The organism is Symploca atlantica LB2515 (assembly GCF_052546295.1).
The window spans coordinates 1003613-1017076 of record NZ_JBQWMT010000001.1; the positions used below are offsets into that span (position 1 = coordinate 1003613).

General features: G+C 43.7%; 15 protein-coding genes. 4 read left to right on the forward strand and 11 right to left on the reverse strand.

What is annotated here, in order from left to right; all coding sequences use genetic code 11:
• Window positions 1–6 precede the first annotated feature (6 nt).
• The 4 genes from ACT7WV_RS04260 to rbsK all read right to left on the reverse strand — a co-directional run bounded on the left by ACT7WV_RS04260 (window position 7) and on the right by rbsK (window position 5017).
• Window positions 7–1152 (reverse strand): hypothetical protein, encoded by a 1146-nt coding sequence (locus ACT7WV_RS04260; protein WP_445101705.1) that lies wholly within the window; start codon window positions 1150–1152, stop codon window positions 7–9.
• Window positions 1153–1520: 368 nt separating this feature from the next.
• Window positions 1521–2444 (reverse strand): nucleoside hydrolase, encoded by a 924-nt coding sequence (locus ACT7WV_RS04265; RefSeq protein ID WP_445101706.1) that lies wholly within the window; start codon window positions 2442–2444, stop codon window positions 1521–1523.
• Window positions 2445–2644: 200 nt separating this feature from the next.
• Entirely contained in the window at window positions 2645–4018 is a 1374-nt protein-coding gene (locus tag ACT7WV_RS04270; protein WP_445101707.1) for a cytochrome P450, read from the reverse strand.
• A gap of 54 nt (window positions 4019–4072) precedes the next feature.
• Window positions 4073–5017 (reverse strand): ribokinase, encoded by a 945-nt coding sequence (rbsK, locus tag ACT7WV_RS04275; protein WP_445101708.1) that lies wholly within the window; start codon window positions 5015–5017, stop codon window positions 4073–4075.
• A 94-nt stretch (window positions 5018–5111) separates the two neighbouring features.
• On the opposite strand from rbsK, the gene ACT7WV_RS04280 reads away from it, so the two are divergent.
• A complete protein-coding gene (locus ACT7WV_RS04280; RefSeq protein WP_445101709.1) occupies window positions 5112–5591 on the forward strand; it encodes a DUF4188 domain-containing protein in 480 nt (159 codons plus the stop codon).
• 12 nt (window positions 5592–5603) lie between these two features.
• Here the strand turns inward: ACT7WV_RS04280 and ACT7WV_RS04285 are convergent, their stop codons facing one another.
• The 3 genes from ACT7WV_RS04285 to dpsA all read right to left on the reverse strand — a co-directional run bounded on the left by ACT7WV_RS04285 (window position 5604) and on the right by dpsA (window position 8175).
• Window positions 5604–6695, reverse strand: coding sequence for a phosphotransacetylase family protein (locus tag ACT7WV_RS04285; protein ID WP_445101710.1), 1092 nt, complete (start codon window positions 6693–6695; stop codon window positions 5604–5606).
• Window positions 6696–6729: 34 nt separating this feature from the next.
• The gene (gene ebsA, locus ACT7WV_RS04290; RefSeq protein ID WP_445101711.1) at window positions 6730–7104 is read right to left on the reverse strand and encodes a type IV pilus biogenesis protein EbsA; all 375 of its coding nucleotides are present in this window, start codon (window positions 7102–7104) and stop codon (window positions 6730–6732) included.
• A gap of 516 nt (window positions 7105–7620) precedes the next feature.
• Window positions 7621–8175: a DNA starvation/stress protection protein DpsA gene (gene dpsA, locus ACT7WV_RS04295; RefSeq protein ID WP_445101712.1), complete on the reverse strand. Its 555-nt coding sequence runs from the start codon at window positions 8173–8175 to the stop codon at window positions 7621–7623.
• Between the two features lie 337 nt (window positions 8176–8512).
• Between dpsA and ACT7WV_RS04300 the strand changes: the two genes are divergently transcribed.
• The 3 genes from ACT7WV_RS04300 to ACT7WV_RS04310 all read left to right on the forward strand — a co-directional run bounded on the left by ACT7WV_RS04300 (window position 8513) and on the right by ACT7WV_RS04310 (window position 10769).
• A complete protein-coding gene (locus tag ACT7WV_RS04300) occupies window positions 8513–8779 on the forward strand; it encodes an Asr1405/Asl0597 family protein (protein WP_445101713.1) in 267 nt (88 codons plus the stop codon).
• A 141-nt stretch (window positions 8780–8920) separates the two neighbouring features.
• Entirely contained in the window at window positions 8921–10000 is a 1080-nt protein-coding gene (locus tag ACT7WV_RS04305) for an ABC transporter ATP-binding protein (protein WP_445101714.1), read from the forward strand.
• Between the two features lie 148 nt (window positions 10001–10148).
• Window positions 10149–10769, forward strand: coding sequence for a PPC domain-containing protein (locus ACT7WV_RS04310; RefSeq protein WP_445101715.1), 621 nt, complete (start codon window positions 10149–10151; stop codon window positions 10767–10769).
• A gap of 82 nt (window positions 10770–10851) precedes the next feature.
• Here ACT7WV_RS04310 and ACT7WV_RS04315 read toward each other — a convergent pair whose 3' ends face one another.
• From ACT7WV_RS04315 to ACT7WV_RS04330, 4 genes are all read right to left on the reverse strand, one after another.
• The gene (locus tag ACT7WV_RS04315) at window positions 10852–11055 is read right to left on the reverse strand and encodes a hypothetical protein (RefSeq protein WP_445101716.1); all 204 of its coding nucleotides are present in this window, start codon (window positions 11053–11055) and stop codon (window positions 10852–10854) included.
• Entirely contained in the window at window positions 11055–11756 is a 702-nt protein-coding gene (locus ACT7WV_RS04320) for a glutathione binding-like protein (protein WP_445101717.1), read from the reverse strand. The genes ACT7WV_RS04315 and ACT7WV_RS04320 overlap by 1 nt, the downstream gene beginning before the upstream one ends.
• 30 nt (window positions 11757–11786) lie before the next feature.
• Window positions 11787–12482, reverse strand: a complete 696-nt coding sequence (locus tag ACT7WV_RS04325; RefSeq protein WP_445101718.1) for a glutathione S-transferase family protein — start codon at window positions 12480–12482, stop codon at window positions 11787–11789.
• Window positions 12483–12565: 83 nt separating this feature from the next.
• Window positions 12566–13398, reverse strand: a protein-coding gene (locus ACT7WV_RS04330; RefSeq protein ID WP_445101302.1) for an IS5 family transposase whose coding sequence is annotated in 2 segments (ribosomal slippage) — window positions 12566–13014 and window positions 13014–13398 — 834 coding nt in all. Because the reading frame shifts where the segments join, the coding sequence is not laid out codon by codon here.
• Window positions 13399–13464 lie beyond the last annotated feature (66 nt).

Consider the following 13464-nt stretch of genomic DNA (forward strand, 5'->3'; position numbering starts at 1 on the left):
CTAAAGCTAATCAGTAACTGCTACTTCTTGAAATACATCACAAGAAAACATCTCAGTCAAGGAGCGCAGGTAGGGAAGAAAAGCCGCCATACTTTCAGGAGGCAGATTTGCGTACATATCCCAACCCAGGGTTTTAAGCATTTCTTGCACTAGTTTCCAACTCACTTTTAGGCGAGGATACAACATAATACATAAGGGAAATAATTCTTGCTGCACTGAGCGAATATCATTTTCCAAAACGCACAGACATAGGTAAATCTGAAACATTTCTATATCACGGATACTAGCAGTTTTTATCTTAATTTCCGTCAGAAGACCGCTATGGCTACGATAGTTGGGATTTAGCTGAGAAACCTGTTTACAAACAGAGTAAGCAATCTTGCTACTTACAGGTAAAAGGTGTTGAACGGCTGCTAAAGCGGGAGAATTCTCAGAGTGGTTAGCTGCCGCTTCGTAGGCAGCTTGCAGTGGCATATACATGTGGTCATCCATCACCTTTAAGTAAGGTGTCCACAAAACCTGCTCGGCAGATGAGAGCCACTCAAGCAATTTTTGACCAGTGTAATGGAACTGCATGCTGACAAAACCAATAGCACGGCGGTCAACACTGGTGTACTTCTGACGGACTTTACCAAAATCTTTCCCCACAATCACTGACAACCGTCGTGGAGTTGCACGCGACTCATAGGCATCGAGTACTTTTTGAAATAGATAGCGAGTATCTGCGGCAATTTCTAGGGGATTAACTAACTCCGGGTTAATACCGTGGCGTCGTATTTCCTTAGATAGCAACATTTCTGTCAAAGACCAAGCCTGTGCACTAGCCAGATTAAGGTTTTGTATTAGCTTGGCAACCGTTAGCGTTCTGCCTTCTTGGGAATTAACCTCCTCAAGATTTTCAGAATTTTTTAGGTGGTAGTTTTCGTCCTGAGAAGTAACTGAGACGTAGTATTTTCTTGCCCACAGTGCTGCTAGAGAGTGAACACTTGCCGCTTTACTCTCCTTATTTTTCACTGAAGAGGAGTGCTGATTATAGGACTTTGATGATTTGGAGACATGTGCGACAGGAGAAATATCAGCAAGTTGAGACTGGGTGGCTGATTTCTCTGGATACGGGTTTTTAGCAGCCGCAGATGCAAAAGGTAGACTCATGTGCTATGGCGACTCTTTTTATCTCTGTTTATCGTTTATCAAGGAAGCATGCTGTATTTTTACTGCTTTTTGTAATTTAGAAAACAAAAACTTTACATTTAAAAATAAAAGTTAAGATTTCTCATAAATTCCCAAGAGTCGTCTGACAGTCAAAATCTTGAAGTAAAACTCAAGAATTACCAAAAAAATCACTTTGTGCCAATATCAAAGCTCAGAGAGACCGATAATTGATAAAAAAGCCTTTAATTAAATGCTGCCGAGGATTATTTACATCTTAGTAGTAAGTACTATCTATTGGCAAAAATTAAGTAGTTACTCGTCAATTATCTCAATTAAACAATGGTTGAACCAGAATCCAGAAAACAAATTCAACGTGCCCATTGCTCCAAAATATAAGCATAATATTTTTCCTGCTCTACTGTGTCCATAACCAGAATTTTTTTGCCACCCGTCTCTATCTTGGTTCTGCCCTGACTTTTGCCAGTGGGAACAATCACCGTCTCCCATTCCCGCAGTTGATAAAATTCTGGATGAGCCAGGTAGGTTGTGGCAAGAACATCCCAAAAATAATAATCTTGAGGAATTACTAAGGCATAACATTGTCCAGCAAAATCCGAGACAGGGTACTTTCTTTGTTTACCTAATTTGTAGACAAACTCTGAGGTTACTGGTACTTTATTAGTAATGTCTAAAGGACAAACTATAGTTGGGATAGTTGTGCGCCATATACGTTCTGCTGCGATGGGATCCCAATAAGCATTCCATTCTGCTGAACCATCCTGTCCAGCTTCGAGGCTTTTTTCTACATTACCGGGAACATTGAGCGCTCCTCCCATCCAGATGATTTCCTGGATTTTTTGCTCAATTTCCGGTGCCAGATCAAGAGCAGCAGCCACTGTAGTCAAAGGACCAGTAACCATCAGTGTTACAGCTTGTGGCGCTGCTAAAAGCGATCGCACCATAAATTCTTGCCCTGTTTCTTGGACAAGAGGCGTCCGAATCTGTTCTTGTTCGTTGAGAATCGGCAGATGATCCACAATAAAAGAATCACGGCGATAAAGCCTGGGAAAAGGATTAACCCCTCTTACCGTACTCTCTGCAACTGGGACATTGAAACGCCCCAGAAGATCGAGAATTTTGCGAGTGGCACTGACAGCCGGTTGAGGGTAACAGTCAGCCGGAGTAACGACAACACCCAGAGGCTCAACGTTATCCATGGTCATCATTAACAGAGTGGCGAGATAGTCATCAACGCCGCCATCATGATCCAGTAATACTAGTTTTTTAGCCATAGATGCCCTGGGTTGGTGTCAGAATTAGGTATTATTCTCCCAAAAAGTTGGCTATTGATTTGTGAGCAGTCGCATTGCCTTTTTTGTCCTGGGCTAATAGTCAAGAAGGCGCTCATAACTGAAGTATGAGTTCCTGTATTTGCCCTAAACTTCTCCCAAAGGGCGAGGGAACAGGAATTTTAATCTCGACTTGAGCCAAATTAGACCAAAGTTGGAGTTTTCTGAGAGATTAACTGAGTCACAACTAACTGCATATTTCCCGGAGGAGCGAACGTCAAGCCACGGCGGACAGGCTTAATCGGACGATTATCAAGCAGCGCTAGTTCAAAACGCGAGACAATTGTAGCTAGTACCAGCTTCATTTCTAGTTGCGCCAAGGCTGCACCTATACAGCGGCGGTTACTCCCTCCAAAGGGAAAATATTCGTAAGGAGAATATTGTCGTTCTAGAAAACGCTCTGGTTGAAAACGCCTCGGTTCCGGGTAAAGATCCTCCCGTTGATGAACTAAATAAGTAGAAGGCATCAACGCCGTACCTGCTGCAAACTGGTAACCCCCTAATTCCATCGGTGATTTGAGCATACGAATGAAGGTACTCGGCACTACGGGATAAATGCGCAGCGTCTCTTGACAGACTGCCGAGAGGTAAGGAAGTCGGGCAATTTCCATGGGATCTGCTCCATCGCCCAAAGTATCTAGCTCATCACGCAACTTATCACGAACTTCCGGCAGAGAGTAAGTCCAGTACAACGCCCATACTAGAGCAGAAGCAGTCGTTTCGTGACCAGCAATCAGTAGCGTCATCAACTCATCATGCAACTCATCATCCGTCATCGGCTCACCCGCTTCATCCCGAGCCGACATTAGTAAAGTCAAGATATCAGTCCGAGAACTCTCGCCTTGCTCTCGGCGTTCTCGAATTTCGTCTAAAATCAGTTGTTTGACCTGCTGCTTAATTCGCAGAAAGCGCCCCCAGGGACTTAGGGGGCCCCAATCCTGCCGAAGCCACCCAAAAAAGAGCATGCTGGAACTTAACGGAGAGCCAAACGCTCCTAAAAAGGTACTAAGTAGTTGCCTCAGTTGAGTAAAACGCTCTCCTTCAGCTAAGCCAAAAACCGCTTGTAAAATCACCCGCAGGGTAATTTCTTGCGTGTAGGAACGGATGAGAAACGGCTCACCCACCGTCCATCGGTTCGTAACTTCCTCGGTAATATCGCCAATCAGTTGGCTGTACTCCCGCAAACGATCGCCATGAAAGGGGGGCATTAGTAACCGTCGCTGGCGCTGGTGAGCTTCACCATCCAGCAAAATCAGTGAGTTATCTCCCAACAAATATCGTAAGATACCGTTTCCCCTGCCCGATTCAAACAACTCTGGATCAGCAGTAAAAATCTCTTTGATCGCCTGGGGATTGCTCACGTAAACAAAGGGAGGGGATTTTTCTCCTCCTATTTTGAAGATGTCCCCGTAGCGTTGGCTATAGTCATCTAGGTATTTTAAAGGACGAAAAATTAGCTTAAGTAGCCGCAGAAACCTCAGAAATTTTGCAGTGCGTGGACCATTGGGCAGTGTCATGGAGACTAACCTTCAAGAGTTCTCTTCTTACTGTTATAAGACTCTGTTCAAGCTCTAGGAAGTTCGGTTTACATCAATGTTGTTTTCCTGGAGAAATAAAGCAAACGTCTCCCAATCAGGCAAAGAAGGCTGCGCCCCAGCTTTTGTGACACAAAGAGCACCAGCAGCAGCTCCCCACGCCACTGCTTGCCGCAGCGATCGCCCTTGGTTTAAAGCCACAGCTAAAGCGCCATTGAAAGCATCCCCAGCCGCCACTGTATCCACTGCTAGGACAGGAAAAGCAGGAACAAAAAAAGTCTCCTCATCGCTAGCACACAAAACACCTTGATCACCCATTTTAAGAATCGCCGTACTGACACCTCGGTTAAGAAATTCAGAGGCAGCTAAAGCTGCTGTTTCTTGTCCAGTGACGGGAAAACCCGATAGCTGTTCTGCTTCAACTTGGTTTGGTGTAATTATGTCAATCAAAGGGTACAGTTCTTGGGGAATATCTGGCAAAGCTGGTGCCGGATCAAGAATCACCAGCACCCCAGCCCGTCTTGCTGCTTGCGCCGCCGCCAGAACAGCAGGCAAAGGAATCTCTAACTGCAAAAGTAAGGCAGCCGAGTCCGGCAATACTGCGGTGAGTCGCTCGATATCCTGCTGCTCCAGCCGTCCATTAGCACCGGAAACTATAATAATTTGATTCTCACCCCTGCTATCAACCGCAATAACAGCCACTCCGGAACTAACTGCCTCATCGACTAACACGCCTTGTGTCTGGACGCCTGCCGCCCGAAGACTTGCGAGGAGTTCGCGCCCAAAGCTGTCGCCACCCACTCGCCCGATAATCTGAGTTGGAACACCTAGCAGTGCTGCTGCTACCGCTTGATTAGCCCCTTTACCGCCAGCAGCAGTAAAAAAATTATCCCCTTGCCGTGTCTCACCAGGAGTAGGCAAACTAGGCACTTGGGTAACTAAATCAATGTTGATACTGCCAAAAACAATAATTGGTTTCATTGCCGCTAACTCTTGCTGTTTCTTGGTTTCCTATGAATAATGAGTTGTGAACAGACCTGAAAGTTAGGTGCCAAATAGTTAAAGAGAGTTAAACATGGCTAAAGTTGTAGCAGGGCGATTTACTGCCCAAAGAAAGGAACCGTTTGTCGTCTTCTTAATCGGGATGCGAGTCAATCGGTTTTTTGCTTTCTCGAAATGGGTGCCAGTGGCAAAGGCAATGAAACCAATGCTAAATACCCTTTACCAGAACCCGGACAAGGGGTTTCTTGGCGGAGAACTATTCTTATACTGGCCCGGAGCGGCGTTGGTTCAGTATTGGCGTTCTTTTGAAGACTTAGAGAAGTTCGCCAAAAATCCTGATCACCCGCACCTAGAGGCTTGGCGTCACTTTAATCAAGCAATAGGAAGCGATGGCAGTGTAGGAATTTGGCATGAAACCTATAGAATCGAGCCTGGTAACTATGAGGCAATTTACGTCAATATGCCCGTATTTGGACTAGCTGCGGCGACTAAGCACATTCCGGTGACAAAAAGCAGTGAGACGGCTCGTGGACGCCTAGAGCCATCTCTATAGAGGGGTTCAACCTCAACCTGCTGTTACTGCTGGTTCCAATCCTAGTTGACTCATCAAGCGGTCAATATCGAAATGCTCGGTCATCAGTTCTTGAATACACTGCACTTTAATCGGTTCGTAGAGACGCACTTGACCAAAAGCATGGTCAATAATCTCCACCGTGGTCAGGGTATCTTTGTCCACCGAGAGAACGGGAATCTCTAACTCCTCAGCACGATTAAGGATCATTGGTTGCGGCGGCAAGCGACCGGTAAGAATTAAGCAGTGGGTAGAAGTTTCTAGTGCCGCCATCTGGATGTCTGCGCGATCCCCTCCAGTCACCACAGCCATATTTCTTCCCCTACGGAAATACTCTAGCGCTGAGTTAACGTTCATTGCCCCAATTGTTAAGCTTTCCACCATCAAGTCCAATCGGTCAGGACGGCAGAGGATTTCTGCTTGTAGCTGGTCTACTAACACCCGGACGCTGACACTACGTAGCAGACTACTTCTAGGTAGCAGGCCTAATACGGGAATTCCTTGCTTCTCTAGAAAAGGTCGCATCGTCGATTGTGCCATCGACAACTCGTGATCAGGAATATCATTAATCAAAACCCCTACTAGGCAATCACCAAGCTGTTGTTTGGCAGACAAAAGGGTTTCCACGAGCAAGACGGAGTGAAAACGAGCTACCAGCAGCACCGGAGCCTCAACCGTCTGGGCTACTTCTTTGAGGGATAAGTCAAACAAACTGCCCTCACACAGGCTACCTGGTCCCTCCAACAACATTAAATCACCGCTTGCTTGTTGGAGATAAGGCTTGAGAGACTGGCGATAATTAGTTAAATCATCTCCTTGCAAGCGTTTTTGAATCGTCTCAGCATTCAAAGATAACAAAGGCGATCGCACTTGCTTTTGAGGCAGGTTGAGTATTTTTCTAATAAATCGGACATCTTCTTCAAATGCCTCGGATTGATTACCCCTCAGACAGGTTCCTAGGGGTTTACCATAGGCGATATCCAATCCTTTTTCTCGCAACTGATGGGCAATTCCTAGAATTGTTGCTGACTTGCCACTGTAAGCCTCTGTTGACCCGACCAGCAAATACTTAGCAGATTTTGCCACCCCTTACCGTACTCCTCTAAATTTCAACATGTGCTTATTCATCAATCCGTAGCAGCTTGCGATAAAACGCCTGAGAAAAATCCGTCAAGCGCGAGCGCCTGAAGTTTACGATTACTTCAATCAAGTAATTAATAAACTCAGAATTTGCCATCATCACTTCGTAGCTCAGATCGGTGTTTCCGTCAAACTGTAATCGGCAACGAGTCAGATCCGCAGGAAGATTTGATACAAACCAAGTCGCAACAAAGGGAATACTCTCTCCTCCTTCAATCCGGCGCTGACCTTCTAAAGAACCTTGTTGGTAGAGGCTGATAGCTAAAGGCAAAACAGTACGCTTGGCACCCTGACAGTAAGGCATGTAAACGCCAACAGCTCCTTGAGCAGCAGGCTGAAGTTTTTCGATAGACATGGTTTAATTCTCCTCATTTCCTTCGAGCAGAGTAGGGGAGGCTATCCAGTGTGGTCAGACCCAGCAGCTGCAAAGGCACTATACTACGTTGGGGTTGTTGTTTTAGGAAAACTATTCATCTTCTGAGATTTTATTCTTTCTTTTTAAGCTAAACCAATGTTGCCCTTGTCAAGAATTGAGGAATGAGGATGAAAATGTTGAATCTAGTATATTATTTAACATCTGTAGCCGTTTAAATTTAGCTCAAGCTCTTACCAATTTGCCTATACGGCAAAACAGAGACGCAGTATGCTACGTCTCTACTGTTGCTTCTTCCTAGTCAGTTGCTCTCTTAATCGTAATAATCGTAGAAGTTCCCCCCAGATAGCCAAACCTTGAATCGGATTGATTAAGGAAAATCAGGGTTTCCGGACAGAAGTCCCCTATCCGTGTTGTCCCCATCTATTCAGTAATACTAGAGGTTGGAGCTTGGATTATTGACGAGCTAACAACTGAGGAAGTTAGAATATCAAATCGCTAATTTTGAGAAGCCTGAAGAATTCCCAAGACTAAGCTATCACTAGCCAGGAAGTGATTTAGGTGGTAGGCGCGCTCTTCTGTCTTCAAGAGAATTCCTTCGTACAGATAGCGGGTAGCGCGATCGCCTAAGCTTTCTGCTTGTCCTGCCTGACGACGAATTAATTGAATGAGCGCTTGCTCTGCGGCTAGGTTATGTTCCACCATCTGGCGGCAGTCAAAAATTCCTTCCTCTTCTTGGGTAAAGCAGCACAACCTGGCTAGAGTGCTGAAATTAGCTGCTGGCACGCCCCCTATTCCATCTAATCGCTCTCCGATGTCGTGGACATGTCCTTGTACTTCTGTATAGCTTTCGCTGAAGAATTGATGTAGAGAGTAAAATTCAGCGCCTTCTATGACGAAGTGATGTTTCTGATATTGCAGATACAGCGCCTGAAAACTTGCTAAAGCAATGTTTAAACCCTCACATACGGGTTCAGTTACATTGCGTTCTAGCAAGATTGGATTATCTTGAACTTCTCCAAAAGTGCGTATGAGACCCTGACGTGTAGACATTTTTAGGTTCTCCTCTCATTAAGCATATGCTATTGCTAATGGGCTAATTCTAACACGACCTCAACAAAATATTAAGCAGATAAAAACCACCACCTCAATAATAGGCGGCTTGCTGACTTGTTGATCTTGATGAATCTCTAGTTAGTTATTTTGTTTTGCGTTATCTTTGCATTATCTTTGTTAAATAATTGAGAATAGTTAGCGGCTTGAGAAGTGTTTAATTTATGATATCAAGAAGCCTGTTCATTAGCAAAACCCTTGGATATCTAGTTGTTCAAGAAACCCTTGAAGTTTTGTTGAACAGACAAATGATAAATAATAGCATTATTGTAGGCAAATGAATCCATCCCGTTCCCAACCCAAAACCAGTCATGCCGTTGAAATAGCCTTTTCAGACCGGTGGCAAATTTACCGGCGCTTGCAAGAACTAGGGATTCCCTGCCGATGTAAAACCAACGAGCCTTTGATAGTTGAGATTAATAACGTCACCTGTGCTGTTCAACTCTGGAGTGTTGCCAGAGAACTGATGGTGCCACGCCCTGAGCTGTTATCTTGGCTAGAGCGCTGTTGGCTAGTTACTGCCTCTAGCCCTAAGAGCCAATAGGCAAAAACAAGAATTTCCCTATCACTAAAGAAAGTCTCTGCCACCATTGCCAAGAAGAGAATTTGCAGATGATTAAACAATCGACTATCAATAAATAGAGATATATTCTCAATAACTCCCAATCGAAAATCCCCAAATCCTATGACGAAACCGGTAATCCTGCATTTAGAGGGTGTAACTAAGCAATACGAGCAAATGCCTCAGCCAGCAGTAGCGAATGTTACCTTGACACTTTTTCAGGGCGACTTACTGGGGTTTCTTGGTCCTTCTGGTTGCGGAAAAACTACCTTATTGCGTATTGTTGCTGGGTTTGAGCAACCCCAATCAGGAATCGTTGTTTTAGCAGGAAGGCAGGTTGCTAGTCCAAGTATTTGGATACCTCCAGAGCAACGGGACACGGGCATGGTGTTTCAAGACTACGCTCTATTTCCTCACCTCAATGTGGCTCAAAATGTCGCGTTTGGGTTAAAAAATAGCCGCCGGAGAAACACCAAATTATCTGTCAAGCAACGCACCAGTGAGGCACTGGCGCTGGTGGGATTATCAGGAATGGAAAAACGCTACCCCCACGAACTCTCTGGGGGACAACAGCAAAGAGTTGCCCTTGCCCGTGCTCTGGCACCACAACCGGCACTAATCTTGTTAGACGAACCTTTGAGCAATCTCGATGTTCAAGTACGTTTACGGTTGCGGCAGGAAGTCAGAACAATTTTGAAGGAAACTGGAATATCTGCCATTTTTGTCACCCATGATCAAGAAGAAGCCCTCTCTATCTCAGATCAAGTGGCTGTGATGCGGCAGGGACACTTAGAACAGTTGGGGACACCTGAAGAAATCTATACCTGCCCTGCCTCTCGTTTCGTTGCGGAATTTGTCACCCAGGCAAACTTCTTACCTGCCCGACGCCGAGGAAATTTTTGGGAAACTGAAGTGGGGGCTTTTGAGGTCAAAACAGAACAGTTCAACACCCCCCACCTTTCCTTGGATAAAGGTGATTTAATGTTACGAGCCGAGAACGTTATACTCAAACCCGATAATAATTCAGTTGTAATCATTAGAGACCGTAACTTTTTAGGACGTGAGTATCAATACTGTTTGCAGACACCTTCAGGGAAAAGACTACATGCCCGAACAGCACTGAACACGCAGCTATCGGTGGGAACGCGGGTTAAACTGTCTGTTGCCGACCTCTCTGTACAGATTTTCCCTACTGCTTCTTAGTAGACCGACAAAATACTAAGCCTAGCTCTCAACTAAGTCAAATTTGAATTTGACTTACTGCCCTCTAGTTAGCTGGAATCTCAATGCTAGGTACGACTCTGTACGTTATATTAAGTTGAACAAAGATTAGTAATCGAGGGCAGTATTAATGCTAGCCAATTCCAATTATCTATTCAATGAATTTAGCTACAGCATGTTGCCAACGCCTGATAGTGATTGGAATTCTAGTGTTGCACAAATCTTTCTTGACAACGGCTTGCTCGAAAATAATCTCTATCAGCTACAAATTTTGCCAGGAGCCAGTTTAGATCCTATTTCTTTCGATGACAGCTTTATTAACAACGACACTATCTCCCAAGCAAGCAACACAGGATTGAGTTCAACTGATCTAGGAATTTTTTCTACTAGTCCCTATATCGGTAATAATCGCAGTGTTGAATTAGGATCAGATGTGGATTTCTTCGCCTTTGATCTTGGTGCTGGAGATACAGTAACTATCGATGTCGATGCAAATGAGCTAGGTTCTGACTTAAATCCTTTGTTGCGGCTGTTTGACTCTAACGGGATAGAAGTAGCTTTAAGCGATAATGATCCTGCCCCTGGGGAACAAACTAGCTTAGACTCTTATATTGAGTTTACTGCCCCTTCTACTGATACTTACTATCTAGGGGTAAGTAGCGCTGGCAACCTAAGCTATGACCCATTTGTTCAGGGTAGTGGCAATGGCTTCAGTTGGGGTTTTTATGACCTTGAACTTACTCTTAATTAGCCGCAATAGAGAGTAATAAAAGTTGCTCATTGACTTCAGGAATCGACAAGAAACAACAAGCACCGCGATCATTTTTTACCATTTAGTCATCAGGAAACTGCCAACAGGAGATGCGTTCAACATCTTTGCTGCTACAGCTACTACAGGCAGCATCAACAGAAGAGTTTACCCATTCGTAACCGCAACTACGACAGTGGCAAAAAATGTTATTACGGTTAGCTACTTCTATTTTATTTCGCCATTGACAGATTAAAGAGGCATCTTTTTTTGAATTTATTTCTGACATTAACGTTGCTCCATTTGGCGAGTTCCAAATAAATTTTCTCGCGCCCGATCATCCATATTTTGACTAACGCGTCTGTCAGGCAGTATTGCCAAGCCACGTTGTACTGCCGGTCGTGCATTAATGGTATCGAACCATCTTTGAAGATGAGGATAGTCTGCTAAATTTTGTCCCTGTCTTTCATAGGGTAAAATCCAAGGAAAGATTGCTATGTCTGCTATAGAATAATCTCCTGCTACGTACTCAGTTTCCCCAAGTTGTTTGTTGAGAACCCGGTATAAACGAGTTGCTTCATTAGTGTAGCGATCAATGGCATAGGGAATTTGTTCTGGAGCATACTGGCGGAAATGATGCGCTTGCCCCAGCATAGGTCCGACGCCACCCATTTGAAACATCAGCCATTGCGTAACTAGGTAACGTTCACGAGGGTTACTAGGTAGAAAGTGACCAGTTTTTTCTCCTAAATAGATTAATATGGCACCTGATTCAAACAGAGACATTGGTTGACCATCAGGGCCATCAGGATCGACAATTGCCGGCATTTTATTATTAGGACTGATGGTCAGAAATTCTGAGTGAAATTGATCGCCAGCAGTAATATCAACCGGTATTACATTATAGGGTGTTTCAGTCTCTTCGAGCATGATGCTGATTTTCCAGCCATTGGGAGTTGGCCAGTAATAAAGATCTATTGGCTGAGTCACACCTTTAATCTCCCTATCTAGTTAAACTTATTAAACATCGTAGCCCAGAGATTTTCTAGCTAGTCCGTCATACAAATCGAGCATTCTTTCTCGCCAAGCATATACCAAATCGTCTGTTTCTAACAGCTTAATGGGTGAAATACAACGCCCCCAGTGCAATCTAGCAAACACGATGTAATCAGAAAAATTTGGTTGTTTACCTGCCAAAAAAGATTGCGATCGCAGCGTTTCTCTTAGGGGTCCTAAACTAGAGTGCAATTTAGGCAGTTGTTCTTCGGGAGTTTTGGCAATATCTTCTGGACTTCTTCCCAATCTTTCCTCAAACATTCCTCTAACGTAGTTCTGATCTTTCTCATGTATGTGAGCCAGTATATCTGTAACTAGTAAAGGTAGTAGGATTGGTATAAGTACCTTTTCGTCCCAATGTTTAATAAAAAGAGCATTTGCTTGTGCTTGGGAACAACCAAAGAGAGAGGGACTTTTGGTATACTTGTCTTCTAGGTAATTAGCGATATTCCAAGAGTCGAATACAGTGTTCTCACCGTCTACGATAACGGGAACTTTACCTTGTCCAGAAAATGCGATCGCTTCTTTTTCGGTAAAACGCCAGGGAATAGTTTCTACTTCTAATCCTTTATGCGCTAGTGCCATTTTGATGCGCCAGCAGTAGGGACTAAAGCGTCGGTTTTCTTGGGCCCCTGCGAGGTCGTACATTTTAATAGTCATAGTTTATCTGATAGAGTTTGCTGACTATTCAGGGTTATAGTTTTACTCTACAATAGACCTCTTGCAAAAGTAGCGGCAGCTAACTAATTTGAGTTCAAACGAAGTTCGTAATTATAGATGCCTGCAATTAAATTAAAGCGTAAACCAAACCTTTTTCTTCTGTTGCGATATCGCTCGGATAAAATTCTAAATATTTTGAGGCGACGGTAAACATGTTCAATCACTATCCTCTCTGAAGCTAATTTATGATTCTCTTTTTTTTGTTCTTTTGATAGTTTGCTCTTCTTGGGTTTTTTATGGGGTATCCGACTTTGTTTGTGGATTTTCGCTATTCCCTGATATCCTCGATCTCCGAGACACTGTATCTCTGTCTTTAGATTGGTTTTACTCCGTTTAAACAACTTAAAGTCGTGTTCTTTACCCTTGCCGCATGCAATACAGATAATCTCTTTGCTGTTTTTTTCAACGATAAGTTGAGATTTTAAAGTGTGCTTTTTCTTCTTGCCACTGTAGAACTTTTTCTGTTTTTTTGAGGACGCTCTAGGGGAGTTTCAGTTACATCAATAACTGCTATCTCTATTGGGTTTCCCGATTTCAATAGTTGTTTCTTTCCCGGAATCCTTAATTCTTTTGACTTGATTAAAATATTTTCTATTTTACGAATTATTCGATATACTGTTGATTCGTTAAGTCCCCAATGTTGACCGATATGAAAGTAAGTTCTGTACTCTCGTAAGTATTCGAGCGTCATCAATACTTGATTTTCTGGACTTAATTTGGACGGTCTTCCGGTTTTTATCTTCTGTTTTTCATTTGTTTCCACTAACTCAACCATCTTAGCAAACGTCTCTTTTCTAACTCCACAAAGGCGTTTGAACTCTTGGGGTTTTAGGTCTTTCACCTTTTCATAGGTCATTATTTTCCCTCATACTGACCTATTTATCTCTTTTTTACTGGACTTTTGCAAGAGGTCTAATTTTTT

Excerpts from the sequence above, each read along its gene's own strand:
- ACT7WV_RS04260 (WP_445101705.1), bottom strand. The coding sequence starts at position 1,152 with ATGAGTCTACCTTTTGCATCTGCGGCTGCTAAAAACCCGTATCCAGAG.
- ACT7WV_RS04265 (WP_445101706.1), bottom strand. The coding sequence starts at position 2,444 with ATGGCTAAAAAACTAGTATTACTGGATCATGATGGCGGCGTTGATGAC.
- ACT7WV_RS04270 (WP_445101707.1), bottom strand. The coding sequence starts at position 4,018 with ATGACACTGCCCAATGGTCCACGCACTGCAAAATTTCTGAGGTTTCTG.
- rbsK (WP_445101708.1), bottom strand. The coding sequence starts at position 5,017 with ATGAAACCAATTATTGTTTTTGGCAGTATCAACATTGATTTAGTTACC.
- ACT7WV_RS04280 (WP_445101709.1), top strand. The coding sequence starts at position 5,112 with ATGGCTAAAGTTGTAGCAGGGCGATTTACTGCCCAAAGAAAGGAACCG.
- ebsA (WP_445101711.1), bottom strand. The coding sequence starts at position 7,104 with ATGTCTATCGAAAAACTTCAGCCTGCTGCTCAAGGAGCTGTTGGCGTT.
- dpsA (WP_445101712.1), bottom strand. The coding sequence starts at position 8,175 with ATGTCTACACGTCAGGGTCTCATACGCACTTTTGGAGAAGTTCAAGAT.
- ACT7WV_RS04300 (WP_445101713.1), top strand. The coding sequence starts at position 8,513 with ATGAATCCATCCCGTTCCCAACCCAAAACCAGTCATGCCGTTGAAATA.
- ACT7WV_RS04305 (WP_445101714.1), top strand. The coding sequence starts at position 8,921 with ATGACGAAACCGGTAATCCTGCATTTAGAGGGTGTAACTAAGCAATAC.
- ACT7WV_RS04310 (WP_445101715.1), top strand. The coding sequence starts at position 10,149 with ATGCTAGCCAATTCCAATTATCTATTCAATGAATTTAGCTACAGCATG.
- ACT7WV_RS04315 (WP_445101716.1), bottom strand. The coding sequence starts at position 11,055 with ATGTCAGAAATAAATTCAAAAAAAGATGCCTCTTTAATCTGTCAATGG.
- ACT7WV_RS04325 (WP_445101718.1), bottom strand. The coding sequence starts at position 12,482 with ATGACTATTAAAATGTACGACCTCGCAGGGGCCCAAGAAAACCGACGC.